Source organism: Variovorax sp. GW821-FHT09B01 (genome assembly GCF_059418345.1).
The window spans coordinates 25242-50241 of sequence record NZ_JBWKPQ010000013.1 but is presented as its reverse complement, the minus strand read 5'-3'; the positions used below and the strand labels follow the sequence as shown (position 1 = coordinate 50241).

Below are 25000 nucleotides of genomic sequence, written 5' to 3'. Positions count from 1 at the left end.
TTTATGCCAACAAAGTGCCGGTGGCTTTGCACCTACCAGCGATCCACCGCACACGTGAGTCCTGTCGGAGTCCATACCAACGACACGGCCGGAAGGCCGCCAGCATCCTCGGCGATGCCGCGCAATGTATTTCGGTCGATACCCGAATGTGCGCCGCCTTTCGGGTGGCTGTGCCACGTTCCTATAAAGGCGAGATACCCCAAAGAGGCCGCGTTTGCGGCGCGCAAATTTTGAACAAGCCCGTTGGTTCCGAGGACGAAGCGGGCGGCCTCTCGAACACTGTCAGGCGGTGCCTCAACAAGGCCTGCAATGGTGATGGTTCGATTTTCAAACGAGATGCGGCCGATCAAGGCGCCGCCTGTTTCCAGAGCACCCCAGCGCAGCGCATCAGCATGGATTGCTTGCGCAACTGGGGACAGGACCCGAATGTTCCAGCCACCATCGTCTGCGACTTCAAGCGCAGTGGTCGGGCCAAGGCTGGCGCGGGTCCATGCCATTCCAAGGCCTTCGGCATCTGAGATTCCGGCGCAAAGCGTCGCTTCCTTCGGAAGCCCATCAACGAGCCATCGTTCCAGTTGCAGGCCGGCCAGTGACGTCGACCGCGAAACAACGGCGTCAGACATAGGCATCGTCAGCGAATGACAGTTGTCACCCACGAAAATCCGAGTCGGCTCAGACGTCTCGCCGGCAATCGACGCACGCAGTTCCGGTGCAAACCGGCAGCACTCGAACAAGAACGCCGTGAGGTCGTCAACTCGGCCGGCACGGCCAGCTCCTTCGAGCAATACCGCCACACAGCGCCCCTGACCATACATCGCGATCCGTGCCAATCGGGCTGGGGATTGATCCAACGCTGCCGATTGTGTTTCTGCAGCCAGCACCTGAAGTGACGCCGTCGCATCCACGATGAGGGCCGCATCCTGCGGAACGGTTGCCGCAAACTGTTCCGGATCGACCAAAAGAGTCACTGCGTCGGTGTCGAACGCTCGCGATTGAAGATGCGACAGCGATTCAAAGGCTGTCTTCATCAGCGCCGACTTCCGAGGCGGAACCAGAACTGATGCCCGCTCAATGAGTGCATGCCGCGCGGCGTTGTGAGGCGACATGGGTTCGTTGTCGACGAAAGTCATCGAACCAAAGCCCGCTCGCCCCAGTTGCATCGCGACTTTCGATCCCACGCTTCCGCAGCCGAGCACGACCAGCGGCTGTGATGTGGCTGCGTATGGAATGCCGGACGTCCTTGCCAGCAGTTCAGGAGACAACGCATGCGCGTGAAAGGCCGGGTGAACCGTGGCGTTACGCTCCAGGAGCGATTGAGCGTTGAGTTCATAGCGCACCACATAGGGCAATACCTCGACACTCCTCCCTGGCGAGCCCACAAGCGACGCTGGCCTTTGCACAGCCAGAATCACAATCGCGTACAAACCATGCACCCAGCCATGCGAGTCCTGTCGCATATCCAGGATTGAGCGTCCGAAATAACCGTCCACTTCCTGGGCCAAAGCGTCGCGATCAATACCAAGCTCCGCTGCTCGATCGAGCAGCGTCGCGAGATCGACAACTGTCTCTGGTTGATAGCGTCCGATCACATGCGGGAGGCCGTCGGTCATCGGAGCGCGCGCGATGAAGGCCGCGGCATGGCCGTTCCCCCATTTGCCCAGCTTGTCGTTGTGAACATCCTGATAAAACACAGGATCGACTTGTGCGGTCAGTTCGGCGTTGATGATGGCGTACAGACCGCCATCGATCGTCACGTAGCCTGCGGGAACCACCAGAATCGTGCCGTCAGCGGGAGCGGCGGCCGCGACCTTCTCGGCACTGAATACAACGGTCGAAGGACAGCTGTCTCGGCGCGTTGGTTCCCACCCCTGCTCCAGGTCCAGGAGTGTTCCGGCCGCGGCCTTGTGCAGCCAGTCGATCAACTGATCGACAACGGCGTCCAGGCCAAACCGATGCAGCAGCTCGTTCAACGACCCTTCGAATAGGCACGGCGAGACTAACTCGCCTTGGCGATGGGGGTTGATGTGCGGCAAGTTGAGCGGGAAGTCCGCACGTAAGAAGGGCTCGGGTGCAGACAGGGGCCAGTCACTACCGAATACCAGCACGCACGTCTCGACGGTGCGCACTCCGGTCTCAGAGATACCATTGCGCCGAGACCTGTTCGGCAGTTGGACCGCAACATCGACTTCAATCTCCGTCGATGCACCAGTTGTCCTTGGCTCGCCAACGCGGATAAGGCCTCGATGCCGCTGAAGTTGATGCAGTGCGTCTGCGATGGTGCCCGTCATGATGCTCCGTGCGGCATGGGGGTGCGCGCAGAGGTCACCACGGCAGCGGCCTTCGATCCGGACTCCTTCTTCGAGGGAGGTTGCACACCCTGAGCGGTTACGGTGAAAACGAGCGGTTCCACGGACTTTTCGCTGGGGTACTCGCCTGTGCAGTAGAACTCGCCTTTTGCTTCGTCCACGATCGTCACGTACTCACGCTTCGCACGGATGCAGGGCGGATCGCTGTCATCATCTGCAATCGGCTTGCAGCTGGCGACGATGACGGCGCCGTCACGGGTCTGCGAAAGCGCCTTGCGAGCATCAGCATCGAGCTTGGCTTTTTCACGGTAGTCGGACCAGCTGTCATAGGACAGCGAATGCCAGGAACAATGATGAGGCGCCTGCATGATGTCGTACTCAAGCACATCTGCTTCAGCCTTGTGGCGTTGCCACTGGCGGTTCCAGATGAACACCTCAGCATCGCCACCAGTAAGGAATTTCGCACCATCCGGCGTCTGCGCGTCAGCCGCCAACGTGATGTTCAGAATAACGCTGGACTGGTTCTTGACCAGGCACTCTTCCTCTTCCTCGTCATCCTGGGCGTCCAGTGGAGCCAAAAGAAACGCAGAAAAGAATGCGGAACTCTTGCCATTGATCGTTGAAAAGCGCGTGTCCACCTTCCGCACAATCGAAGTGAGATCATCGGTTTTTCCGTCGATGTCCTCGCCCATGATCTGAATGCGGTCACCGTTCCCGACGGCGAAATTCTTGTCACGGTTCAGTTGCACGCGCCGACGCGCCTCCGTGTTGAATGCCTTGGCGTCGTCGCTCAAGGTGTGCGTCTTGCTGGCGCGTCGAAACACGATCGGGGACGACCACATCTCGCGGATCACGATTTTCTTGTCCTTGTCGTCCTTCTTGTCGTCCGGGTACTTGTCGAGTGGCCCTAGGTAGAAGTGTCGCTTCAACCCTCGGCAATGGTCTTGATCCGGGTGGCTCAGCAGGAACGCATCGACATACGGCCTGCCGTTCTCATCCTTCTTCAGTCGTTCGCGCAAATCCTTGGCGACATCGCGCGCCTCCCCGTCAGGGTCGTCGGCGTCTTGCCTGATGTTTACGTCGATCAGCAGAGTCGTCGCGTCGAGATCGCCGAACTTGATGAGGGTCATGTCCCCGTTGTCGACGGGAAAAAACGTGATGGTTGTAGGCACTGGGGTCTCCGGGTAGACGATCGAAGGATGATCGCGTATAGTTAATGTACGACGATTTTTTATATCCGTCTACTTTTTAGGCGTGACTGATGCAAAAACCTTCCGTTCCTGCCGCCGAACCTGCTGAGCCTAAGGGGCTAAGTTGGGGGCTGGAGAGCAGACTTCAATTCATCGATTTCCGTCTGCGCTGGGAGCGGCGCATCAACCGGATGGATCTCACCGAGCACTTTGGTATTTCGGTCCCGCAGGCATCGCTGGACATTTCCAAGTACATGGAGTTGGCGCCGAGCAACCTGACTTACGACCGCAGCTCCAAGACCTACACGGCAGCGCAGAGTTTTCACCCGCTTTACCAACGAAGCTCGGCGCAACGCTATCTAGCAGAACTGCTAGCGACAAAGATGGGAATTGTCGAGCCGACGGCCAGCTTCATCGGCTCCGCGCCGGAGACAGATTGGGCCCCGTCCCCTTGGCGCACGATCAATGAGCAGACCGTCGAAGCAGTGGTGCGCGCAATCCGCCAGCAGGAATCCATTCTGGTGAGCTACCAGTCCATGACGTCGTTGGATGAATCGGTTCGCTTGCTGTCTCCCCACGCCCTTGGCAATGACGGTTTTCGCTGGCACATGCGCGCGTTTTGCCACAAGCGCCAGCGCTTCAGCGATTTCGTCCTTGCTCGAATCCTGCGCATCGATGGCTTCGAGGCGACCCAAGTGGACTCCAACCAAGATTCGCATTGGCAAACTGTATTGACGCTGGTACTTGCACCGCATCCCGATTTGCCTGCAGCCAAGAAACGAGTCTTAGAGTTGGACTACGGCATGGAAGATGGAGAGGTCAAACTTCCATGCCGCCAAGCGTTTCTGTACTACACGCTGAGACGTTTGGGTTTGCATACCAAGGAAGCACCAGACCCCCTCGCACAGCAGATCACGCTAAAAAACCGCGATGAAATCCAACCCTATATCGACGCCTTGGCGGCACAGGCCTGACTTCACATGACAACAATTTTTGAACTGGTCAAAGACCCCTACGAGCGCAAGGCACGTGTTATCCCTGGCCTTCTTGTGGCCTTACCCGTGCTGGTGCCGCTGTTGTGCGTCTACGGGGCTCGGCACCCTGTGCTTACAGGTGTGATCGGCCTGCTGGGCGGCTGCGGCGCTATCTATGCACTCGCGAGCGTAGCGCGCGGACGTGGTAAAAAACTTGAAGAGATGCTGGTCTCAAAATGGGGTGGCATGCCCACGACCATCGCACTACGCCACCGCGACAAGTTCCTTGATGGTGTCAGCAAGCAGCGTTATCACACGGCGATCACTGCCAAGTTGGGTATCGCCATGCCAACGGCAGAAGAAGAATCAGCAAACCCAGACAAGGCAGACGACATCTACATCGGTGCCACTAAGCGGCTTCGCGAACTCACGCGTTCCAACAAGCAGCTCTTGCTGAAAGAGAACATCGCCTATGGATTTCATCGCAACATGCTGGCGATGAAGCCTGTCGGTATCCTGTCGTGCCTCATGGGCGTCGTCTACGGATTGTTGATTGCAAAGATTTTGCAGGTAGCACCTCTCCAATTTGACTTGGTGCACCTTGCCGATCCAGGGCTTGCCGCAGGCTTGACATTGCTCATTTCGCTGGCGCTACTTGCCGCATGGCTACTGTATTTCGATCAGGACGCAGTAAGGCGGATGGGATTCGTCTATGCGGAACGTTTGTTTGAATGTTTGCCGTCGTTGCCTTCTTCCTCCTCACGGAAGAAAGCCGTAAAACCGACTACAGACTGAGGTTCTGCCCAATCTCCAAACAGGCGTATAGCTCCGCAGGTGTGTCTACCGCTTCCACGTCTTGGGACGAATCGTTCCGCGAGACTCCAGCAAGAGCCGCGTGCTTTCCAGTTCCTTTTGCAGCACATCGGTATCCGGCAGAACCATCCGGTAGTTCGCCGCCATGACCTTGGTGGGTAAGCCCTCCAGCGCATACCGCGCCAGGGCGAGCCCCTTGTCGGCACAAAGAATCAGCCCCACCGGCGGGTTCTCCTCGGGATAGGCCCAGTGTTCCTTGGCATAGTTGCAGTACATGTGCATCTGGCCCACGTCCGCATGCGTCAGACTCCCCAGCTTCAGGTCGATGATGACCAGGCAGCGTAACTTGCGATGGAACAGCAGCAAGTCCACCCGATACCAGGTCTGGTCGATGCGCAAGCGCCGCTGCCGTCCAATGAAGGTGAACCCTTCACCCAATTCGAGCAGGAAGTCTTCCAGCCGCCGGATCAAGGCGGCCTCCAGATCGGACTCCGAATACTCGTCCTTGAGGTCGAGGAACTCCAGCACATAGGGGTCTTTGATGGCATCGCCGGGCGCGACGGCATCTTCGGGCTTGGCCACCGCGCCCTTGGCCAGCATCGCCGCCTTGTTTTTCGACAGCGCCGTGCGCTCGTAGAACTGGCTGCCGATCTGCCGATCCAACTGGCGCACGCTCCAGCCGCCGCGCAAGGCCTCGGCTTCATAGAACTGGCGCGCATGCTCGTCCTTGACCGACAACAGCCGCACATAGGCCGACCACGGCAGCGTGAAGACCTGCGCCAGCTCGTCCAGCCGCCAAGGCCGCACTGGCTCCGGGGAAGATTCGCCAGACACTGTCTGGCGAATTGGCCGGGTCAGAAAAAACGACCGCATCTGCTGCAGGTTCTGACGGCTGAAGCCACGGCCGAACTGCTGGGTGAGGTCGCTTGCCAGCCGCTCGATCAACTGCTCGCCATAACCCGCGCGCCGCTTGCCCTGTTGCTCGGCCTCCACGATGCGGCGGCCAATCTCCCAGTAGCTGGCCGTCATCAGCGCATTGACGCTGCGCGCTGCCGTCTGGCGCGCGGCATCGAGCAGATCCACGATGCCGCCGTGGATGCCGGCGTAGCCGGCAGGCACGGCGGCGGGTGCGACTCCCGCCATCGCAGGCGCCTTCTTGGTCATGCAGCCACCTCCGCAGGCCGCTGCGCCTCGGTGATCGTCTTGCGCCGGTTCGCCACCAGCTCGGCCGCCTTGCGCACCGGATCGTCCTCGGTGTGGACGTAGCGCATGAACATCGCCACGGTCTTGTGCGCCGTCAGCGCCATGCCGACCTTGACCGGGATGCCCGAGTTGGCAATGTCGGTCGCGGAGCGGTGGCGGATGCCATGCGTGCCGACGTGCGTGGCGCCCGCCGCCTTGAGGGCGCGGCTCCAGCCGCCGTAATACTCGCCCGTGGTCAGGTGCTTGCCGGGATGGCTTGGAGACGGCAGCACATAGGGAGTGCCTTCCTGCCGTGGCGCCGTCGAGAGCAGTCGATAGGCTTCCTCGCTCATGGGCTTGGACATGCCGCCCGTCTTGCTGTCCGGCCAGACCACGCGGCGGTTGTCCAGGTCCACCCAATCCCATCGGAGCGTCACGATTTCGGAGCGGCGGCCGGCGAACTCGAATTGAAGGCGGATCGCCAGCGGGATGACGTAGTTCTCCAGACCCTCGGCTTCGATGTGCTCCAGTCGCCGAAACAGCTTGCCCATGTCCTCGTCGCTGATGAGGTGGGTGGCCTTGCCGTTGGGGTACATCGGGACGTGGCGGCAGGGGTTGGTGCCGTCAGGCCGGTGGCCCCACACCTCGGCCAGGTTGAACATCTTGCGCATCACGCTGAAAGCACGGTTGGCCTCGGCCGGCTTGTGCGCCATCTTCTTCATCGCCGTGGCCACGTCCGGGCGCTTCACGTCCTGGACCTTCAAACGGCCCAGCATCGGAACGATGCAGCGGTCGATGACGGCCTGATACCCGCGCTGGGTGCTGGGCTTGTTGCGCTGCTTGGAGTAATCCTCCATGAACTTGGTACACAGCTCCTTGACCGTGGGGGCTGAACGGGCGGCGGCCTTGGCCGCGCTGGGGTCGCCGCCCCGGCGCACCTCGGCCAGCCATTCCTGGGCCAGCGAGCGGGCCTGCTCGACGGTCAGTTCCCCGTACAGGCCCAGGGCGGGCTTGCGCCGCTCGCCAGCGTTCGTGCGGTACTGGAGCATGAACACCTTGCGGCCCGCTGGTGTAACCTTGCACAGGAAGCCGGGCACCAGCGTGTCCCGGAGTTCGACGGCCTGCGCCTGGGGTTGTGCCGCATCGACTGCGGACTTGGTGAGCTTGAGTTTTGCCACGATGACTCCTCGGAAAGACCCGATTCCCAAGAGCCATGTAGGGGCCATCAGAGGGGAAGCCGGGTCAGGTTTCGGAAAGCACCGGCATATGTTGGACTCGCCTAAGTTATTGATAAACCTGCTGTATCGGGCTTCGGCGTAGTCCAGCAAAGTTCGGTGCTGGAGTCATGGTGAAATGAAAAAGGGCGCCGAAGCGCCCTCTGTTCTGTCTGTGTCGTGCCTCAGCGGCCGAACGAACGACCGCCGCCGCCGCCGCCCGAGCGGCCACCGCCGCCGCCGTAGCCGCCGCCACCCGAACGGCCACCGCCGCCCGAGCGGTTGCCGCCGCCGTAGCCACCGCCACCCGAGCGGCCGCCGCGTCCGCGGCCGCCACCCATGTGGTCGACGCTGGTGCGCAACGGATCGGGCTGGCCGGCCGCGCCGGTGATCGCCTCGGCGCGCAGGTGCGCGACCTGGTTGGCCTGGGTCGGGCTGTGGCTGTTGCCGTGATGGCGCGGCTGGCGCTCGTCGTGCGGCTGATGGTTCTGCTGCGGGTGCGCCGCCGCATGGTGATGCGGACGCGGCTGGCCCTGCGGTGCGCGGCCTTGCGGCGCGCGATTGCCCGGTCCCTGGCCCTGGCCGCGCGGGGCCTGCTGGCCACCGCCGCCGTTGGCGCTGCGGCCCTGGCCGGCACCGTTGCCGCCACCGCCGCGGCGCTGGCCATTGCCACCACCACCGCCGCCACCCTGGCTGGCCTTGTTGTCGCGGATGCGCTGCATCATCTCGCCGCGCGCCGCCTTGGCGGCCGCCTGCATGACTTCGCGGCTCGGCGGACGGCCGGCGCCGCCCCAGATGGTCTGGCGGCCCATGGCGATGGGCTCGGCGCGTTCGCCTTCCTCGGGACCGAAGCCCTCGATGACCTGCACGGGGATCGTCTGCTTGGTGAAGCGCTCGATCTCCTGCATGAAGCCTTCCTCGTCGAGGCAGACGAAGCTCACGGCCTCGCCGCTCGAACCCGCGCGGCCGGTGCGGCCGATGCGGTGCACGTAGTCTTCGCTGACGTTCGGGATCTCGTAGTTCACGACGTGCGGCAGCTCGTCGATGTCGATGCCGCGGGCCGCGATGTCGGTGGCCACCAGCGCGCGGATGTCGCCGCTCTTGAAGCCGGCCAGCGCCTGGGTGCGCGCGCTCTGGCTCTTGTTGCCGTGCAGCGCCATCGCCTCGATGCCGTTCTTGGTGAGGAATTCGGCCACGCTGTTGGCGCCGAACTTGGTGCGGGTGAACACCAGCACCTGGCTCCACTGGTGCTCGTTGATGATGTGCGCGAGCAGCGCCTTCTTCTTGCCGCGGCCCACGGGGTGGACCACCTGCGTGATGCGCTGCACCGTGGTGTTGCGCGGCGTGACCTGGATGCTCTGCGGGTTGCGCAGCAGGCCGTTGGCCAGTTCGCGGATCTCGTCGCTGAAGGTGGCCGAGAACAGCAGGCTCTGCTTCTGGGCCGGCATCAGCGCCAGCACCTTCTTCACGTCGTGGATGAAGCCCATGTCGAGCATGCGGTCGGCTTCGTCGAGCACCAGGATCTGCACGGTCGACAGGTCGAGCATGCCCTGCTGCTGCAGGTCGAGCAGGCGGCCGGGGGTGGCCACCAGGATGTCGACGCCGCGCTTGAGGCGGTCGATCTGCGGGTTCATGCCCACGCCGCCGAAGATCACGGTCGAGCCGAGTTGCAGGTACTTGCCGTAGTCGCGCACCGATTCCTCGACCTGCGCCGCGAGTTCGCGGGTGGGCGTGAGCACCAGGGCGCGGATGCCGATGCCGCCGAACTTGTTGGTGGCGCTGCGGCTCATGGTGAGCTTGTGCAGCATCGGCAGGGTGAAGGCGGCGGTCTTGCCGGTGCCGGTCTGGGCGCCGCCGAGGAGGTCGTGGCCCTCGAGGACGGCCGGAATGGCCTGGGCCTGGATCGGGGTGGGGGTCTCGTAGCCCTGCTCGTGCACGGCCTTCAAGATGGCCGGAGCCAACTTCAGTTCATCAAAAGTCATTGTGTGAAACAACAAGCGCCATACACGGCGCGGTGACATCGGCCCGCTCGGCGTCTTTCGTTCTTGTGACGCGAGCCAGTCAAGGCTGATGAAGGTCAGGAGTGGGAGCCCGAAAAACCGACTTGCGGAAGGGTTTTCTTCGTCCCCGGCAGAGAGCCGGTGTGCGGGCAACTGGACCCGGCACGGTGGCGATTGTCGCATGAGTCGATAATCACTGCTTTTCGCGCTCCGTTTCCGCGATTCCGCGCGCCGGGCCTGCCGCCGTCTTCCAGGGGCTTCCTCCAGGGGATTTCGGCTTTTTCCGGCTTTCGCCACCTCAGCAATCAGCAGTCCTACACAGAAGATGGCCCAGTACGTCTACACCATGAACAGAGTCTCCAAGACCGTGCCGCCCAAGCGGCAGATCTTGAAAGACATCTCGTTGTCCTTCTTTCCCGGCGCCAAGATCGGCGTGCTCGGCCTGAACGGCTCGGGCAAGTCCTCGCTGCTCAAGATCATGGCCGGCGTCGACAAGGAGATCGAGGGCGAAGCCATTCCGATGGCCGGCCTGTCGATCGGCTACCTCGAGCAGGAGCCCAAGCTCAATCCCGAGCACACGGTGCGCAACGCGATCGACGAGGCCATGGGCGAGGTCAATGCCGCCAAGGCGCGCCTCGAGGAGATCTATGCCGCCTACGCCGAGGAAGGCGCCGACTTCGACGCGCTGGCGGCCGAGCAGGGCGAGCTCGAGGCGGTGATTTCAGCTGCCGGCACCGATTCCGAGCACCAGATCGAGATCGCGGCCGACGCGCTGCGCCTGCCGCCGTGGGACGCCAAGATCGGCCTGCTGTCGGGTGGCGAGAAGCGCCGCGTGGCGCTGTGCAAGCTGCTCTTGTCCAAGCCCGACATGCTGCTGCTCGACGAACCCACCAACCACCTGGACGCCGAATCGGTGGAGTGGCTCGAAGTGTTCCTGCAGCGCTTCACGGGCACCGTGGTGGCCATCACCCATGACCGCTACTTCCTCGACAACGCCGCCGAGTGGATCCTCGAACTGGACCGCGGCCGCGGCATCCCGTGGAAGGGCAACTACAGCACCTGGCTCGAGCAGAAGGGCGAGCGCCTGGCGCAGGAGCAGAAGAGCGAGGAAGCCCACGCCAAGGCCCTGAAGAAGGAACTGGAATGGTCGCGCCAGAACCCGAAGGCCCGCCAGGCCAAGAGCAAGTCGCGCCTGGCCCGCTTCGAGGAGCTGAGCGACGTCGAATACCAGAAGCGCAACGAAACGCAGGAAATCTTCATTCCGGTGGCCGAGCGCCTGGGCAGCCAGGTGATCGAGTTCAAGGACGTGAGCAAGAGCTTCGGCGACCGCCTGCTGATCGACAAGCTGAACTTCAACATCCCCGCGGGTGCCATCGTCGGCATCATCGGCCCGAACGGCGCCGGCAAGTCCACGCTGTTCAAGCTGATCGCCGGCAAGGAACAGCCCGACAGCGGCGAGGTGGTGGTGGGCCAGACCGTCAAGATGGCCTTCGTCGACCAGCACCGCGACGAACTGGCCAACAACAAGACCGTGTGGGAAGACATCTCGAACGGCCTGGACATCATCAACGTCGGCAAGTTCCAGATGGCCAGCCGCGCCTACGCGGGCCGCTTCAACTTCAACGGCCAGGACCAGCAGAAGAAGGTCGGCAACCTGTCGGGCGGCGAACGCGGCCGGCTGCACCTGGCCAAGACGCTGATCCAGGGCGGCAACGTGCTGCTGCTGGACGAACCCTCGAACGACCTGGACGTGGAAACGCTGCGCGCGCTCGAAGACGCGCTGCTCGAGTACGCGGGCACCGTGCTGGTGATCAGCCATGACCGCTGGTTCCTCGACCGCATCGCGACCCACATCCTGGCCGCCGAAGGCGACTCGCAATGGGTGTTCTTCGACGGCAACTACCAGGAGTACGAAGCCGACAAGAAGAAGCGCCTGGGCGAAGAGGGCGCCAAGCCCAAGCGCGTGCGCTTCAAGGCCCTCAAGTAAGGCCTGCTGCGGCCTTCGTCAGGCTGGCTCGACCAGGGCGCGCGGTTCCGCAAGGGGCCGCGCGTTTTTTTCATCGTCGGCCGCGAACACCTCGCGGGCGGCGCTCAGGCCGTTGAGCGCGGCGGGGAAGCCCGCGTAGACCGCCATCTGCATGATCACCTCGATCACTTCCTCGCGCGTCACGCCGACGTTGAGCGCGCCCTGGATGTGCACCTTGAGCTGCGGCGCGGCATTGCCCATGGCGGTGAGCGCGGCCACCACCGCGATCTCGCGCGAGCGCAGGTCGAGGCCGGGGCGCGAATAGACGTCGCCGAACGGGAACTCGATCAGCAGGCGCGCGAAGTCGGGTGCGATGTCGGCCAGGCCTTCGACGACCTTGATGCCGCCTTCACCGTCGATCTGCTGCAGTTTCGCGAGGCCGCGCGCGTAGCGCTCGCCGGTCGCTTGGCTGGTCGTCGGATGGGGCTGGTGTTGCTGCTGCATGTTTCTTCCTCTTCGTTGAAGCCGGGGCATTGCCCGATGAAGAGGGACGCCGGGCCTCGATCCCGCGGTAGTGCTCGATCTTGTGCGCCAGCGCCTGCATCGATTGCTGCAGCGCCTCCACCTTCGAGCGAACCTCGGCGAGATGCGATTCGAGCATCGCGCGGCGTTCGCCGATGCTCGCGTCCCCCTGACTGCGAAGCCCGGCGAAGGCCTGCATGCCCTGGATGGGCATGCCGGTCTCGCGCAGGCGCAACAGGAAAGCGAGCCATTCCATGTCGGCGGCGGCATAGCGGCGCTGGCCGCCCGGTGCGCGCGACACGGCTGCGATCAGGCCGATGCGTTCGTAGTAGCGCAGCGTGTGGGCCGTGAGGCCGGTGCGCCGTGCCACTTCCGTGATGCTCAGGTTGCTTTCCATGGGGAGAATTCTCGAAGTTGGAGCGCGCTCTAAGTCAAGCGCTTTTCGCATCTTCCTCCGATGCGGCGATTCAGGGGACGAGTTCCGCCTCGATCCAGCCGCGCAGGCTGTTGACGAAGGCTAGCGCGGTCACGCGCGAGAGCTGCTCGCGCCGCACCGTCTGCTCGACCAGCGAGCCCTCGGCCAGCCGCTGCGCGCGCCCGATGCCGGGCAGCAGGCCGCAGCGCAGCGGCGGCGTGACCCAGCGGCCGTCGTCCAGGCGCAGCGCGATGTTGCCGCGCGTGCATTCGGTGAGTTCGCCCGCGGGGTTCCATAGCAGCGTGTCGAAGGCCTCGGGAAGGGTCGGCGCGAAGGCCTCGTAGTGCGCGCGGCGCGTGGTCTTGAAGCGCGTGAAGTCGCTGTGCGCCTCGTCGAAGGGGCGGTCGGCCAGCTGCAGCTTCACGCGGTGGGGCGCAGCGCCCATTTCATGCGCTTCGGCGCGTGGCAGGCCCCGCGCATCGAGCAGCAGGCGCACGCGCCAGGTGCCTTCGGCATGCGCATCGTGCAGCGATTGCAGCGCTGCCTCGACGCGTGCGGCATCCCAGGCGAAGCCGAAGTGGGCGGCCGCGCCGGCCATGCGTTCGATGTGCAGCGGCGCATCGCGCAGCGTGCCGTCGACCAGCGCCAGCGTTTCGAGCAGTTCGAAGCCGGGCGCCTCGGCAACGTCGCCCGCGCCCAGGAAGGCCCGCTTGTGGCCCCACTCGGCCCATTCGGCGTCGACCGTGGCATCGGCCGTGATGCCGCTGCCGATGCCGCAGCGTGCCTGGCCGCCGCGCAGCGTCACGGTGCGGATCGGCACGTTGAAGGTCGCATGCCCACCGGGCCGCAGGACGCCGACCGCGCCGCAGTACACGCCGCGCGGCGCCTGCTCGAGCTCGCGGATCAGCCGCATCGCCGCCACCTTGGGCGCGCCCGTGACCGAGCCGCAGGGGAAAAGCGCATCGAACACGTCGACCAGAGATGTGCCGGGCCGCACCGCGGCTTCCACGTCCGAGGTCATCTGCCACACGGTGGGCAGCGCCTCGGTGTGGAACAGCCGCGGCACGCGCACCGAGAAGGGCTGCGCGATGCGCGACAGGTCGTTGCGCAGCAGGTCCACGATCATCACGTTCTCGGCCCGCTCCTTCGGCACGCTGCGCAGCCGATGCGCCTGGGCCACGTCCTGCGCCGGCGTCGCGCCGCGCGGCGCGGTGCCCTTCATCGGGCGCGCGAGGATGCGCTCGCCGTGCCAGTCGAAGAACAGCTCGGGCGACAGCGACAGCACCTGCTCCTCGCCGCTGTCGATGAAGGCCGCGTAGCCCGCGGGCTGGTTGCGGCGCAGCGCGGCGAACAGGGCCAGCGGGTCGCCGGCGTATTCGCCGAGCAGCGGCGCCGTGTGGTTGATCTGGTAGAGGCCGCCGGCGGCGATCGCCGCGTGGATGACTTGCATCTGCCGATCGAAGTCGGCGCGCGAGAGGCTGTCGCGCCAGGCGATCGGCGGGCTGGAGGGAGAGGGCGGGGCGTGCTCGGGCCAGGGCAGGGCCTGGTCGTGCACGCCGAACCAGGCCAGCGGCCCGTCGTCGCCCGCATGCGTCTCGAACGCGGCATCGAAGGCCGCGGCCGCCTCGTAGCGCAGGTAGCCCACGCACCAGTGGCCCGCGCGAGCCAGCGCCTCGGCCTGCGCGAGCACGGGCCGCACCTCGGCCAGGTTGCGCGCCACGAGCGTGCGGGAAGGGGCGCCGAACGCCAGGCGCAGCCGTTGCGCGCCATCGGTGCGCGGGTCGGCGAAGTCGATCAGGGTGGGCACGATGGGTCTTGGGAAAAGGCAGCGGCGCCCGCTGGCGCCGCGTACCGGTCAGCGCGGTGCGGAAGGCGAAGGCGGCGCTGGCATCGCGGGGCCGGCCGGCGCACCGGCGCCGCGCGCCAGCGCCCGCTTGCGCACCGCATAGATGTTGTTGCGCAGCGCATAGAGCTCGTCGGCATACGACAGCGGCACCGCCACGCGGTTGACCACGCGGTCGAGCTCGTCGAGCTCCTTCGTGAGCTCGGCCGGATCGCCGCGCTGGCCGTCGACCTTGCCCTCGATGTCGCGCAGCCGCGCATACCAGCGGAACACGCGGCGGCGCACGCGGAACTGGTAGAGCGGCGGCACCACGCGGCTCAGCGGCAGCATCAGCACCAGCAGGCCGCCGAGCACCAGCCACATGCGCTCGATCAGGTTGCTGGCCCAGAACGGCAGGTAGCGCTGCCAGAACGGCGGCGTGCCGTTGATGGCGCGGTCGCCCTCGGGGCTCACCGGCAGTTCGCTGGTGCGCGTGTTCGGGAAGTCGCGCGGCCGGTTGAACCAGCCGGCACCGCCATGCAGGTGCTGCGCGGCCTGCGCGAACAGCTGGCGCAGCGCGGGATGGGTGTCCTCGCGCGACAGCAGCGAGGTGGTGGCGGCCAGCAGCGACACGTCGCCGGCCGGCAGGTCCTTCGAGAGGTCGACCACGCCGCGCGGCAGGGTCACGGCCGAGAGGAAGGGGAAGCGCCGCGTGTACGCGTCGGCCTGCACGAAATCCATGAGCCGGATGTCGTTCGCGCGCAGAAGCCGCTGCACCTGCGGCGATTGCGGCGCCGACGACAGCACGATCGCATCGAGCAGCCCGGCCTGCAGCGCTTCGGCGGCCGCGGACTGCTCGAGGTTCGACAGCAGCAGCGCGTCGGGCGCGAGCCGGTTGGCCTCGAGCAGCCGGCCCATGAGTTCGGGCAGGCCGCTGCCGGGCATGTCGACGTTGACGCGCAGGCCGCGCAGCTGCGTCAGCGAGGTCAGCGGGATCGGTGCGGGGGGCGTGACGGGTTGCGCGGGCGGCGGTGCGGCCTTCTTGCGCTCGGCGCCATGGCGGCCCTTCGCGGCTGCCTTGGCCGCCTTCTTCGCCTTCTCGGCCTCCGCCGCCTGCTGCGCGATCACGCTGTCGGGCGCGCGCGTGATCGCGTCGGGCCGGTAGAACAGCCAGATCGGCTCGAAGAACAGGCTGCCGAGCGAACTGAGCCCGGCCTCCTCGTCGGCCACCGGGTCGGCGCTGCCGCCGCGCACGAAGCCCACGTCGGCCTCGCCCTTGCGCAGCAGCTCGAGGTTCTCCGACGAGCCCGAGGTCGGCTTGAGCGTGACCTCGATGCCGCTGAGCTTCAGCGACTCGGCATAGCGCTTGCCGAACTGCGCGTAGGCGCTGCCCGTGGGACCGGTGGCCAGCGTGACCTGCTTGGGCGGCTGCGGCTGCAGCCACCAGTAGGCGGCGATCAACAGGCCGATCACGAGGAACAGGATCGGGCCGGCGGAGGCGATCAGGTCGCGGATCGACAGCAGGATCAGCTTGAGGGTTCTCGGGAAGGCCATGGTGTCTCGCTCGTGAGGTCAGCGCGGCGCGGTGCCGAGCTCGGCGGCCGAGGGGATGTGCAGCTCGCCGACCGTCACCGAGCGCGCCGCCAGCACCGCGCGCAGGGTGGCGCGCGCGGTGACTTCGGCCGCCATGGCGCTGAGCACCGTCATGCCCGGGCCGTCGGCCGCCAGCGGCACGCGGCCGGTGGCGAGCGCGAACAGGGTGTCGCCGTCGCTCATGGTGTGCACGGGATTGATGGCGCGCGCCAGGCCGTCGTGCGCCACGGTCGCGAGCCGGTTGGCCTGTACCTTGGTCAGCACCGCGTCGGTGGCGATCACGCCGATGGTGGTGTTGGTGCCGGCCAGCAGCGGCTTGGGCAGCTCGCCGCGCAGCAGGGCGCGGCGCGTGTCGAGCAGCGCGCGGCCGTCCTCGGTGCGCGCGCCGGCCACGGGCAGCGCGGTGTCGGGATCGATCACGTCGCCGAGCGAATTGACCGCGATCAGCGCGCCGACCGTGACGCCGCCGACCGTGACCGAGGCGGTGCCGATGCCGCCCTTCATCGCGCGCTGCACGCCGAACAGCTTGCCCACCAGCGCGCCGGTGCCGGCGCCCACGTTGCCCTCGGCCGGCGCCTCGCGGCCCGCGGCCTCGCAGGCGGCATAGCCGGCCGCGGCATCGGGCCGGATGCGGGCATCGCCCATCGGCAGGTCGAACAGCACCGCGGCGGGCACGATCGGCAGGGTGCCGAAGCGCACGTCCATGCCCACGCCGCGCTCCTCGAGCCAGCGCATCGCGCCCTCGGCCGCGGCCAGGCCCCAGGCGCTGCCGCCCGCGAGCATCACGGCGTGCACCTGCTGCACCAGGTTGCCGGGCGCGAGCAGGTCGGTCTCGCGCGTGCCGGGCGCGGCGCCGCGCACGTCGACGCCGGCCACCGCGCCTTCGCGCGTGATGATCACGGTGCAGCCGGTGGGCCGGCGGGTGTCGGAGAAGTGGCCGACCTCGATGCCGGCGACGTCGGTGATGGCACCGTCGGAAGAGGAAGGGGAAGCGTGGGAAGGCGTGGCGGACATGGCGGCCGATTATGGAACCATGCCGCGTGGCCCCTACGATGGGCGCCATGACAGTTGAAAGAAGTGGTTTCCAGTCCGGCGCGCGGCGCCATGCGGTGGTGATCGGCGCGGGCGCCGTGGGCAGCGCCACCGCCATCGAGGCCTTGCGCGCGGGCCTGCGCGTCACCGTGGTCGAGCCGGGCGAGCCCGGCGCGCCGCAGGCCACCAGCTACGGCAACGCGGGCTGGCTCTCCTCGCATTCGGTGGTGCCGCCCGCGCTGCCGGGCGCCTGGCGCAAGGTGCCGGGCTGGCTGGCCGATCCGCTGGGCCCGCTGGCGGTGCGCTGGCCCTACCTGCCGCGCGCGCTGCCCTGGCTGCTGCGCTACCTGGCCTCGGGCGCCACCGAGGCGCGCGTGCAGCGCATCGCCGACGCGCTGCGCACCTTGCTGGTCGACGCGCCCGCGCTGCATGCGCGGCTGGCGGCCGAGGCCGGCGTGCCGCAACTGATCGAGCAGCGCGGCCTGCTGCATGCCTACCGCTCGCGTGCCGAGTTCGAGGGCGATGCGCTGGCCTGGCGCGTGCGTGCGCGCACCGGCGTGCGATGGAGCGAATGGGAGGCCGACGAACTGCGCCGGCAGGAGCCCGACCTCGATGCGCGCTACACGCTGGGCATCCACGTCGGCGAGGCCGGCCACTGCCGCGACCCGGGTGCCTACGTGGCGGCGCTGGCCGCGCATGCGCGTGCGCTCGGCGCCGAACGCGTGGCCGCGCGCGCCACCGGTTTCCGCATCGAGGGCGGGCGATTGCGCGCCGTGCGCACGGAAGCCGGCGAGATCGCCTGCGACACCGCCGCGATCTGCGCCGGCGCGCGCTCGGGCGCTTTGGCCGCCGCGGCCGGCTCGCCGGTGCCGCTGGAATCGGAGCGCGGCTATCACGTCGTGCTGCCGAAGGCGGCGGTGGGCCCGCGCACGCCGGTGATGGTGGCCGACGGCAAGCTCATCGCGCACTGGATGAACGGCGGCCTGCGCGCCGCCGGCCAGGTCGAGATCGCGGGGCTCGAGGCCGCGCCCGACTGGCGCCGCGCCGAGATCCTGCACGCGCACCTGCGCTCGATGTTTCCCGCGCTCGCCGACGCGCCGCCCGAAGGGACCGAGGTGCAGCGCTGGCTCGGCCATCGCCCGAGCCTGCCCGACGGCCTGCCCTGCATCGGCCCCGCCGCCGGCAGCGCCGACGTGGTGCTGGCCTTCGGCCATGGGCACGTGGGGCTGTGCGGCTCGGCGCGCACCGGGCGGCTGGCGGCGCAGGCGATGGCGGGGCTGGCGCCGGAGATCGCGCTGGCGCCGTTCGCGCCGCAGCGTTTCGCCTAGTTGGCCGGCGCGATCGACAACACCGTGAGCGCCCCATCGACCTTGTCGGCCGTGAACCGCACCTTGTCGCCGGGCTTCACCTGCGTGAGCAGCGCCGGGTCCTTCACGCGGAAGACCATGGTCATGCCGGTCATCTCGAGGTTGGGGATGTCGCCATGGCGCAAGGTGATCTTGTTCGCCTCGGTGTCGATCTTGCGGACCTCGCCCTCGACGGGCGGCAGGGCCGTCTGCGCGAAGGCGACGGCGGCGAACAGGAGGGCGCCGAGGGCGGCGAGCGATTTCTTCATGGTGATCGGTCTTTCTTGCAGGGTGATCGGAGGATTCATCGGTAGCTCTGGAACACGCGCGTGCCGCCATCGGCCAGCACCAGCAGCACGTCGTAGGGATCGCGCTGGTCGCCGTAGGCCGGACCGTCCATGCCCGGCGAGCCGACCGGCATGCCGGGCACGGCGAGGCCCACGGCCTTGGGCTTCTCCTTGAGCAGGCGCTGGATCTCGCGCGCGGGCACGTGGCCCTCGATGGCGTAACCGCCGACCTGGCCCGTGTGGCACGAGCCCAGCTTCTCGGGCAGGCCCAGGCGCTTGCGCGCGGCCGCGTTGCCTTCGTCGTGCACGCGCGTGGCGAAGCCGTTCCTGTTGAGGTGCTTGACCCAGTCCTGGCAGCAGCCGCAGTTCGGGTCCTTCCAGATCTCGACCATCGGCGCCGCGGCGCGCGCCGCCGGTGCGATGAAAGGCAGGGCGGCGGTGGACGCCAGGGCCAGCATCAGTCGTCTTCTTTGCATGGGAGTTCCTTTCGGGATTTCAGGATTTGCCGGCGGCGGGCAGCACGCGGACGCGGCCGGCCATGCCGAGTTCGTAGTGGTCCTTCACCAGGCAGGCGAAGTCGAAGTCGCCGGCGCGGTTGAAGGTCCAGACCAGCTCGCCGGTCTGGCCCGGCGGCACGTGCGCCATCCAGGGCTCGTCGTGCTCCATGCCGGGGAATTTCTTCATCATGGCCGCGTGGGCCTCGATCTCGGCCGTGGTGCCGAGCACGAGTTCGTGCAGGTCTTTGCCCTTGTTCTTCAAGCGCAGGCGCAGCGTGTCGCCTTCGCGCACCTCGATCACCGAGGGGGTGAAGGTCATGTCGTCGGCCATCGCGATGTCAATGGTGCGCTTCACGGCGCCGGGCTTGCCGACGATGCCCCAGGGCTTCTGCTCGGGCGCGAGTTCGGCCGCGCCCTTGGGCTTGGCGACGTGGTTCTCGTGCGCCAGCGAGGCGGTGGCGAAGGCCGCGAGCGCGAGGCCGGCGGCGGCGAGCTTGAGTGTCTTGTTCATGGATGGAACTCCAAAAAATGGAAATGGGATGAGCGGACTCAGTGCTGGTGCGCGCCATGGCCCGAGGGCTTGCGCACGCTGGCATCGGGCTCGCTGGCCGATGGCGCCGGTGCCTTCGCACGCGGGGCCGGCGGCACGTTGGCGTTCGGCACTTCGCGCGCGACCGTGCCCGGCGGATGCCTGAACCAGCCCGGGTCGCGGTAGTCGCCGGGCTTCTGGTCGCGCCGCACCTTGAGCAGCGTGAACATGCCGCCCATCTCGGCCGAACCGAAGGGACCGGTGCCGGTCATCATCGGCACCGTGTTGTCGGGAATGGGCATCTCCATCTCGCCCATGTCGGCCATGCCCTTGTCGCCCATCACCATGTAGTCGGGCACCAGCTTCCTGATCTTCTCGGCCACGCCCTTGTGGTCCACGCCGATCATGGTCGGCACCTCGTGGCCCATCGGCCCCATGGTGTGGTGCGCCTTGTGGCAGTGCAGCGCCCAGTCGCCTTCCTCGTCGGCGATGAACTCCATCTGCCGCATCTGGCCCACCGCCACGTCGACCGACACCTCGGGCCAGCGCGCGGTGCGCGGCACGGGGCCGCCGTCGGTGCCGGTCACCTCGAACTCGTGGCCGTGGATGTGCACCGGGTGGTTGGTCATCGTGAGGTTGCCCACGCGGATGCGCACGCGGTCCCCCTTGCGCACGTTGAGCGTGTCGATGGCCGGGAACACGCGGCTGTTGAAGCTCCAGAGGTTGAAGTCGGTCATGGTGCTGACCTTGGGCGTGGCGCTGCCGGGCTCCACGTCGAAGCTGCCGAGCAGGAAGCAGAAGTCGCGATCAACCTTCTCGATCAGCGGGTGATCGGCCTTCGGGTGCGTGACCCAGAAGCCCATCATCCCCATCGCCATCTGCACCATCTCGTCGGCATGCGGGTGGTACATGAAGGTGCCGGGGCGGCGCGCCGTGAACTCGTAGACGAAGGTCTTGCCCGGCGGGATCTGCGGCTGCGTGATGCCGCCCACGCCGTCCATGCCGTTGGGCAGGCGCTGGCCGTGCCAGTGCACGGTGGTGTGCTCGGGCAGCCGGTTGGTCACGTAGATGCGCAGCCGGTCGCCCTCGACCACCTCGATGGTCGGTCCCGGCGACTGGCCGTTGTAGCCCCACATGTTGACCTTGAAACCCGGCGCCATCTCGCGCACCACGGGCTCGGCGACCAGGTGGAATTCCTTGACGCCGGCGTTCATGCGCCAGGGCAGGGTCCAGCCGTTGAGCGTGACGACGGGGTTGTAGGGCCGGCCGTTCGGCGGCACCAGCGGCGCGGCCGTGGCGGTGGAGCTCTGCGAGACGGGCTCGGGCAGCGCGGCCATCGAGACGCGGCTGACGGTGGTGGCGGCCACGGCCGTGGCGGCGCCCGCGAAGAAATTGCGGCGGTTCATCTCAATGTCCTCCCGCCGCGGGGGCGTCGCTGGCGGCCGCGGTCTGCAGCGCCGTCATGCCGCCGGGCGAACTGCCCGTGAGCACCAGTTGCAGGTCGGTGTCGGCCAGCCAGAAGTCGCGCTGCGCCTCGATGCCGGCGTTCACCGCGAGCATGCTCGCGCGCGTCTCGGCGAGCAGTTCCCACACGCTCGCGAGCATGCCGTTGTAGCGCAGCACCATCTCCTCGTTGACCTTCCTGCGCAGCGGCAGCACCTCGTCGCGGTAGCGCCGCGCCAGGCCATAGGCGGTGTTCCAGCCGCGCCAGGCCTCGCGCGCCTCGCTCGCGGCCAGCACGCCCACGTCGCGCACGCGCGCGGCCGACTGCATGTACTGCGCCTCGGCGCGGCCGGTGCGTGCCTGGCCCCAGTCGAACAGGGGCAGCGGCAGGTCGAGCTCGAAGCCGCGCTGCGTGGCGCGCGAACGGTCGGCATCGTTCTCGAAAGTGGTGTTGCGCACCACGCCGAGCTCCATCGCGTTGATGACGCGCGTGGCATGCACGAGGCCCAGCGAATCGGCCACGGCCGTGTTCTGCGCCTGCGCCGAGCGCACGTCGAGCCGGTCGCGCAGCGCGCGCGCCTGCACGTCGCCGAGCTCGGGCGCGGCCTGGGGCAGCGGCGGCAGGCGGTCGGGCAGGGTGTAGGCGGCGCGTTCGCCCGCCAGGCCCAGCAGCCGCGTGAGCTGTTCGCGCGAGGCCACGGCGGCCTGCTCGGCGCGCGCGAGCTGCGCCGCGGCATCGGCCAGCAGCAGCTGTTCGCGCGTTCGCTGCAGCGCGCTCCAGTTGCCTACCTGGGCCATGCGGTGCGCGAGCTCGGCGCTGGCCTCGGCCGCCTCCCTGGCATCGCGCAGGTAGACCACGCTCTGCTGCGCCGCCACCGCGCGCACCCAGGCGCGGCGCGTGTCGGCGGCCAGCAGCAGCACGCTCTGCGCGGCCTGCAGCTTGGCGGCCTCGTGGCGCTGGCCGGCCCAGCGCGCCTGCCACGGCAGCGTGACCAGGCCGATCACGTTGAAGCTCAGCATGCGTTCGAGCTCACGTTCGCGGCCCTGCGCCAGCCGGCTGAACGAGAGCACCGGGTTCGGCAGGCTCGCGGCCTGCACGCGGTCGGCGTCGCTCAGCTGCAGGGTGGCGAAGGCGTCCTGCACGCGCGGGCCGTTGACGAGCGCGATGCGCACGGCGGCCTCGGCGTCGAGCGGCCTGGCGAGCAGCGCGTCGACGCTTTTGCGCGAGGCCTCGTCGGGCATGCGCTGGGCCGGCTGGCCCGCCATCAGGGGATTGCCCGCGACCAGGGCCTGCACGTCGGCCGTGCCGCCGTCGGGCGAGAGGCTGGCGCAGCCGGCCAGGAACAGGGCACTGGCGAATGCGAGGGCGCGCCGGGGCAGCGCGTCAGCTGTTCGACAGCGAAAGGGAAAGGGGCCGGCCAGGTGCCGGCGAACGATAGGGTTCACGCTCGATCTCCATGAGCAATACGATCGACGCCGCGAGCCGGCAAGGGCTCACCGCGGACGGACTACGGGCAGGGAGATCAGGAAATGGGCGGCTTCAAGCCCAGGAAGGGCTCGGTGCTCGCGAAGCGAGCCGCCGGGGCCGCGGGGGCGGCCTGGGGGGCATCGTGCGCGATGCCCGGGAGTTCGGTGCCGCCGAGTGCCACCGAGTGGCAGACCTGGCAGGCGGTGCAGGTGCCGCAACCCTGGTGGCTGGCGTGGTCGCTGCCGTCGCCATGGCCGTCGGCCATCGCGTGTTCGGCGTGCGAGGCGTTGTCCATGGCCGTCATGGCCATGTCGCCGGCCTCGTGGCAGTGGGCCTCGGTGGCCGCCTGTGCCACGCCGGCGACGGCCTCGGCCGCGGGCATCGAATGCCGCACCATCTCGATCGCCATCGCGTCGCCGAGCCAGCCGCGAACCGGCAGCAGGGCGATCATGAGGGCGAGGAACAGGGTGCGCATGGAGGGCCGATGATAAACCGCGTGCCTCAGCCGCCGAGCTGCGCGCGGGCCTTGTCCACCCACAAGGACAGGTTGTCGAGCAGATCTTTCTGGCTGAACGAGCAGCTTTCCTCGCTGAACAGCGCGCTCGACTCGAGCCGGTCGAGCAGGTTCAGCAGCACCTCGCCGTAGCGCGGCGGCAGGGCGGCCAGCAGCGCGGCGCTGCCGCGTGCCTGGTCCGACAGCAGGCCGGCGGGGCCACCGCCCTGGCGGCGCAGCGCGTCGATGTGCCCGGCGATGGTGTCGAGCTGTTGCAGCGCGGCGCTCACGAGGCGCTCCTTCCCGAGGGCGGCAGCGGCAGCCCGCGTTCGCGCACCAGGTCGCGCAGCACGTCAGGGTAGTCGGTGATGATGCCGTCCACGCCCAGGTCCATCAGCCGGATCATGTCGGCGCGCTGGTTCACGGTCCAGGGCAGCACCTTCATGCCGAGGCCCTGTGCCTCCTTCACCTGCGCCGCGTTGAGATCGGCGAAGGCCGGCGACCAGACGAGCGGCCCACCGCTGGCCCCGGCCGCGGCCTTCACCAGCCGCGGCGTGGAGCCGAAGCCCGTGGCATCGAGCCCGGCGGTCCAGCGCTTGTCCTTCAGCGTGCGCGGCGTGCTCAGGTAGGCGCGCGACATCGCGGGCGCCAACTGGGCCACCAGCGCCAGCGTGCGCCAGTCGAAGCTCTGCACGGTCACGCGATCGGCCATCTGTGCCGTGTCGATCACGGCCAGCAGTGCGCGCACCATGGGCTCGGGCGCGGCGGTCTCGTCGGGTTTGGTCGGATCGATCTTGGTCTCGATGTTGAAGCGCACGGTGGCCGCGGCCGGGCCGCGCGCGCGCACCAGGTCGAACACCGCCTCGAGCGTGGGAATGCGTTCGCCGTCGCGCGGCAGCTGCAGCGCGAACTGGCGGCCATAGCTGCTCGAGGGATTGAGCCGGCCCACGTCGTAGCCCTGCAGCTGCGCCAGCGTGAGCGAGCGGATCGTGGGCCCGCTGCGGCCGTTCGCGGGCGCGAGCCACTGGCCGGCGGCATCGCGCGTGTGGTCGGGGTTGAGGGCCGTGTCGTGCGACACCACCACCACGCCGTCGGCGCTCAGGCCGATGTCGAGCTCGAGCGTGGTCACGCCGAGGTCGATGGCGTTGGAGAAGGCCGCCAGCGTGTTCTCGGGCGCGAGGCCGCGGCCGCCGCGGTGGGCCTCGAGGTCGAAGCGCGTGCGCGGCGTGGGCGCGAAGCCGGTGCAGCCCGCGGCGAGCGCGGCCGTGGCGCCCAGGGCGAGCAGGAGCGTGCGTCTGCGATGTGTCATTTGAGTTGCACCTTGATGCCGTCGGCGAGCACCGTGATGTCGCCGATCTCGTAGGTCTTGCGCCCGACGGTGAGTTCCTCGGGCTTGAAGGTGCGCAGCGGCTGGCCCTGCAGCAGTTCCTGCGCCACCAGCGCGCCCACGCGCTGCAGCCGCTCGCCATCGCGCCCGCCCAGGCCCTGCAGCTCGATGCGCTCGGCCTTGGGCTGGTCGAGCCGCAGCGCGCGCGTGGCGGCGTCGTACTTGAGCGCGCTGCTGACCGCCACCGTGCCCTGCACCGGCGCGCCGCCGAGCAGCGGGCTCGCGATGGTCAGCGTGGCGGTGATCGCGGCGCGGTTGGTGCCCGCGTCCAGGCCCAGCTGCGGATCGCGCAGCCCGACCGTGAACAGCTCGGCATAGCGCTCGGCCACCGGGAAGCGGCGCGCGATCTGCGCCTGCAGCTCGTCGCGGCTCGCGGTGTATTCGCTGGTGAAGAAGTTGAAGCCCGCGAAGGCGGCGAACGGCGCCTGGAGCGCGCAGGCGCCGAGCAGGGCGCCCAGCGCGCGGCGGCGGGTCAGACGGGTCGGGCGGATCGGGGAGGAGGGCATGGAGCGGCGGCTTTG

23 protein-coding genes are annotated in these 25000 nt (G+C 67.7%); 4 read left to right on the top strand and 19 right to left on the bottom strand.

From position 1 onward, the window contains the following. Window positions 1-32: 32 nt before the first annotated feature. Window positions 33-2288, bottom strand: a complete 2256-nt coding sequence (gene cap2-3, locus AC07RV_RS28970) for an anti-phage 6A-MBL system cap2_3 protein (protein WP_011517546.1) — start codon at window positions 2286-2288, stop codon at window positions 33-35. Continuing rightward, complete coding sequence (gene mblB, locus AC07RV_RS28965) at window positions 2285-3478, bottom strand: anti-phage 6A-MBL system MBL-fold protein (protein WP_003056221.1); 1194 nt, start codon at window positions 3476-3478, stop codon at window positions 2285-2287. Before mblB ends, cap2-3 begins: the two co-directional genes overlap by 4 nt. Window positions 3479-3567: 89 nt before the next feature. On the opposite strand from mblB, the gene AC07RV_RS28960 reads away from it, so the two are divergent. Both AC07RV_RS28960 and AC07RV_RS28955 read left to right on the top strand, forming a co-directional pair. Continuing rightward, window positions 3568-4470, top strand: coding sequence for a WYL domain-containing transcriptional regulator (locus tag AC07RV_RS28960; RefSeq protein ID WP_003056222.1), 903 nt, complete (start codon window positions 3568-3570; stop codon window positions 4468-4470). Window positions 4471-4476: 6 nt separating this feature from the next. Then, a complete protein-coding gene (locus tag AC07RV_RS28955) occupies window positions 4477-5265 on the top strand; it encodes a hypothetical protein (RefSeq protein ID WP_003056223.1) in 789 nt (262 codons plus the stop codon). A 45-nt stretch (window positions 5266-5310) separates the two neighbouring features. Here the strand turns inward: AC07RV_RS28955 and AC07RV_RS28950 are convergent, their stop codons facing one another. The 3 genes from AC07RV_RS28950 to AC07RV_RS28940 all read right to left on the bottom strand — a co-directional run bounded on the left by AC07RV_RS28950 (window position 5311) and on the right by AC07RV_RS28940 (window position 9661). Continuing rightward, the gene (locus tag AC07RV_RS28950; protein ID WP_003056224.1) at window positions 5311-6447 is read right to left on the bottom strand and encodes a PDDEXK nuclease domain-containing protein; all 1137 of its coding nucleotides are present in this window, start codon (window positions 6445-6447) and stop codon (window positions 5311-5313) included. Next, window positions 6444-7643, bottom strand: coding sequence for a tyrosine-type recombinase/integrase (locus AC07RV_RS28945; RefSeq protein ID WP_003056225.1), 1200 nt, complete (start codon window positions 7641-7643; stop codon window positions 6444-6446). Before AC07RV_RS28945 ends, AC07RV_RS28950 begins: the two co-directional genes overlap by 4 nt. 221 nt (window positions 7644-7864) lie before the next feature. Next, window positions 7865-9661, bottom strand: coding sequence for a DEAD/DEAH box helicase (locus AC07RV_RS28940; protein WP_296776403.1), 1797 nt, complete (start codon window positions 9659-9661; stop codon window positions 7865-7867). A gap of 343 nt (window positions 9662-10004) precedes the next feature. On the opposite strand from AC07RV_RS28940, the gene ettA reads away from it, so the two are divergent. Then, window positions 10005-11666, top strand: coding sequence for an energy-dependent translational throttle protein EttA (gene ettA, locus AC07RV_RS28935; RefSeq protein WP_093340042.1), 1662 nt, complete (start codon window positions 10005-10007; stop codon window positions 11664-11666). Window positions 11667-11684: 18 nt separating this feature from the next. Here the strand turns inward: ettA and AC07RV_RS28930 are convergent, their stop codons facing one another. The 5 genes from AC07RV_RS28930 to AC07RV_RS28910 form a co-directional block, all read right to left on the bottom strand. Further along, a complete protein-coding gene (locus tag AC07RV_RS28930; protein WP_296776400.1) occupies window positions 11685-12149 on the bottom strand; it encodes a carboxymuconolactone decarboxylase family protein in 465 nt (154 codons plus the stop codon). Then, the gene (locus AC07RV_RS28925; RefSeq protein WP_296776397.1) at window positions 12055-12564 is read right to left on the bottom strand and encodes a MerR family transcriptional regulator; all 510 of its coding nucleotides are present in this window, start codon (window positions 12562-12564) and stop codon (window positions 12055-12057) included. Before AC07RV_RS28925 ends, AC07RV_RS28930 begins: the two co-directional genes overlap by 95 nt. Before the next feature lie 70 nt (window positions 12565-12634). After that, window positions 12635-14389, bottom strand: a complete 1755-nt coding sequence (pabB, locus tag AC07RV_RS28920) for an aminodeoxychorismate synthase component I (protein WP_296776394.1) — start codon at window positions 14387-14389, stop codon at window positions 12635-12637. 48 nt (window positions 14390-14437) lie between these two features. After that, the gene (locus AC07RV_RS28915; protein ID WP_296776391.1) at window positions 14438-15958 is read right to left on the bottom strand and encodes a TAXI family TRAP transporter solute-binding subunit; all 1521 of its coding nucleotides are present in this window, start codon (window positions 15956-15958) and stop codon (window positions 14438-14440) included. 18 nt (window positions 15959-15976) lie between these two features. Next, the gene (locus tag AC07RV_RS28910) at window positions 15977-17011 is read right to left on the bottom strand and encodes a P1 family peptidase (protein ID WP_296776388.1); all 1035 of its coding nucleotides are present in this window, start codon (window positions 17009-17011) and stop codon (window positions 15977-15979) included. Window positions 17012-17058: 47 nt separating this feature from the next. Here AC07RV_RS28910 and AC07RV_RS28905 point away from each other — a divergent pair, with 47 nt between their 5' ends. Further along, window positions 17059-18357 (top strand): NAD(P)/FAD-dependent oxidoreductase, encoded by a 1299-nt coding sequence (locus AC07RV_RS28905; RefSeq protein ID WP_296776385.1) that lies wholly within the window; start codon window positions 17059-17061, stop codon window positions 18355-18357. Here AC07RV_RS28905 and AC07RV_RS28900 read toward each other — a convergent pair. The 9 genes from AC07RV_RS28900 to AC07RV_RS28860 all read right to left on the bottom strand — a co-directional run bounded on the left by AC07RV_RS28900 (window position 18354) and on the right by AC07RV_RS28860 (window position 24985). Then, window positions 18354-18644, bottom strand: a complete 291-nt coding sequence (locus AC07RV_RS28900; RefSeq protein ID WP_296776384.1) for a copper-binding protein — start codon at window positions 18642-18644, stop codon at window positions 18354-18356. The genes AC07RV_RS28905 and AC07RV_RS28900 overlap by 4 nt on opposite strands. 35 nt (window positions 18645-18679) lie before the next feature. Next, window positions 18680-19138: a DUF411 domain-containing protein gene (locus AC07RV_RS28895; protein ID WP_296776381.1), complete on the bottom strand. Its 459-nt coding sequence runs from the start codon at window positions 19136-19138 to the stop codon at window positions 18680-18682. 19 nt (window positions 19139-19157) lie between these two features. After that, window positions 19158-19670, bottom strand: coding sequence for a cupredoxin domain-containing protein (locus tag AC07RV_RS28890; protein WP_296776380.1), 513 nt, complete (start codon window positions 19668-19670; stop codon window positions 19158-19160). Between the two features lie 38 nt (window positions 19671-19708). After that, entirely contained in the window at window positions 19709-21094 is a 1386-nt protein-coding gene (locus AC07RV_RS28885) for a multicopper oxidase family protein (protein WP_296776377.1), read from the bottom strand. 1 nt (window position 21095) lies between these two features. Continuing rightward, entirely contained in the window at window positions 21096-22577 is a 1482-nt protein-coding gene (locus AC07RV_RS28880) for a TolC family protein (protein ID WP_296776373.1), read from the bottom strand. A 77-nt stretch (window positions 22578-22654) separates the two neighbouring features. Beyond that, complete coding sequence (locus tag AC07RV_RS28875; protein WP_296776371.1) at window positions 22655-23074, bottom strand: hypothetical protein; 420 nt, start codon at window positions 23072-23074, stop codon at window positions 22655-22657. A 26-nt stretch (window positions 23075-23100) separates the two neighbouring features. Continuing rightward, a complete protein-coding gene (locus AC07RV_RS28870) occupies window positions 23101-23352 on the bottom strand; it encodes a hypothetical protein (RefSeq protein WP_371268778.1) in 252 nt (83 codons plus the stop codon). Between the two features lie 26 nt (window positions 23353-23378). Then, the gene (locus tag AC07RV_RS28865; protein ID WP_296776367.1) at window positions 23379-24401 is read right to left on the bottom strand and encodes a glycerophosphodiester phosphodiesterase; all 1023 of its coding nucleotides are present in this window, start codon (window positions 24399-24401) and stop codon (window positions 23379-23381) included. Further along, the gene (locus AC07RV_RS28860) at window positions 24398-24985 is read right to left on the bottom strand and encodes a DUF1439 domain-containing protein (RefSeq protein ID WP_093340021.1); all 588 of its coding nucleotides are present in this window, start codon (window positions 24983-24985) and stop codon (window positions 24398-24400) included. The genes AC07RV_RS28865 and AC07RV_RS28860 overlap by 4 nt, the downstream gene beginning before the upstream one ends. Window positions 24986-25000 lie beyond the last annotated feature (15 nt).

Bases quoted from the DNA above. Each gene is read 5' to 3' on its own strand.
- AC07RV_RS28865 (WP_296776367.1), bottom strand. From the start codon at position 24,401: ATGACACATCGCAGACGCACGCTCCTGCTCGCCCTGGGCGCCACGGCC.
- AC07RV_RS28910 (WP_296776388.1), bottom strand. From the start codon at position 17,011: ATGTCCGCCACGCCTTCCCACGCTTCCCCTTCCTCTTCCGACGGTGCC.
- AC07RV_RS28925 (WP_296776397.1), bottom strand. From the start codon at position 12,564: ATGGAAAGCAACCTGAGCATCACGGAAGTGGCACGGCGCACCGGCCTC.
- AC07RV_RS28875 (WP_296776371.1), bottom strand. From the start codon at position 23,074: ATGCGCACCCTGTTCCTCGCCCTCATGATCGCCCTGCTGCCGGTTCGC.
- AC07RV_RS28885 (WP_296776377.1), bottom strand. From the start codon at position 21,094: ATGAACCGCCGCAATTTCTTCGCGGGCGCCGCCACGGCCGTGGCCGCC.
- AC07RV_RS28860 (WP_093340021.1), bottom strand. From the start codon at position 24,985: ATGCCCTCCTCCCCGATCCGCCCGACCCGTCTGACCCGCCGCCGCGCG.
- AC07RV_RS28950 (WP_003056224.1), bottom strand. From the start codon at position 6,447: ATGACCAAGAAGGCGCCTGCGATGGCGGGAGTCGCACCCGCCGCCGTG.
- AC07RV_RS28940 (WP_296776403.1), bottom strand. From the start codon at position 9,661: ATGACTTTTGATGAACTGAAGTTGGCTCCGGCCATCTTGAAGGCCGTG.
- ettA (WP_093340042.1), top strand. From the start codon at position 10,005: ATGGCCCAGTACGTCTACACCATGAACAGAGTCTCCAAGACCGTGCCG.
- cap2-3 (WP_011517546.1), bottom strand. From the start codon at position 2,288: ATGACGGGCACCATCGCAGACGCACTGCATCAACTTCAGCGGCATCGA.
- AC07RV_RS28895 (WP_296776381.1), bottom strand. From the start codon at position 19,138: ATGCAAAGAAGACGACTGATGCTGGCCCTGGCGTCCACCGCCGCCCTG.
- AC07RV_RS28905 (WP_296776385.1), top strand. From the start codon at position 17,059: ATGACAGTTGAAAGAAGTGGTTTCCAGTCCGGCGCGCGGCGCCATGCG.
- AC07RV_RS28915 (WP_296776391.1), bottom strand. From the start codon at position 15,958: ATGGCCTTCCCGAGAACCCTCAAGCTGATCCTGCTGTCGATCCGCGAC.
- AC07RV_RS28960 (WP_003056222.1), top strand. From the start codon at position 3,568: ATGCAAAAACCTTCCGTTCCTGCCGCCGAACCTGCTGAGCCTAAGGGG.
- AC07RV_RS28955 (WP_003056223.1), top strand. From the start codon at position 4,477: ATGACAACAATTTTTGAACTGGTCAAAGACCCCTACGAGCGCAAGGCA.
- AC07RV_RS28930 (WP_296776400.1), bottom strand. From the start codon at position 12,149: ATGCAGCAGCAACACCAGCCCCATCCGACGACCAGCCAAGCGACCGGC.
- AC07RV_RS28890 (WP_296776380.1), bottom strand. From the start codon at position 19,670: ATGAACAAGACACTCAAGCTCGCCGCCGCCGGCCTCGCGCTCGCGGCC.
- AC07RV_RS28900 (WP_296776384.1), bottom strand. From the start codon at position 18,644: ATGAAGAAATCGCTCGCCGCCCTCGGCGCCCTCCTGTTCGCCGCCGTC.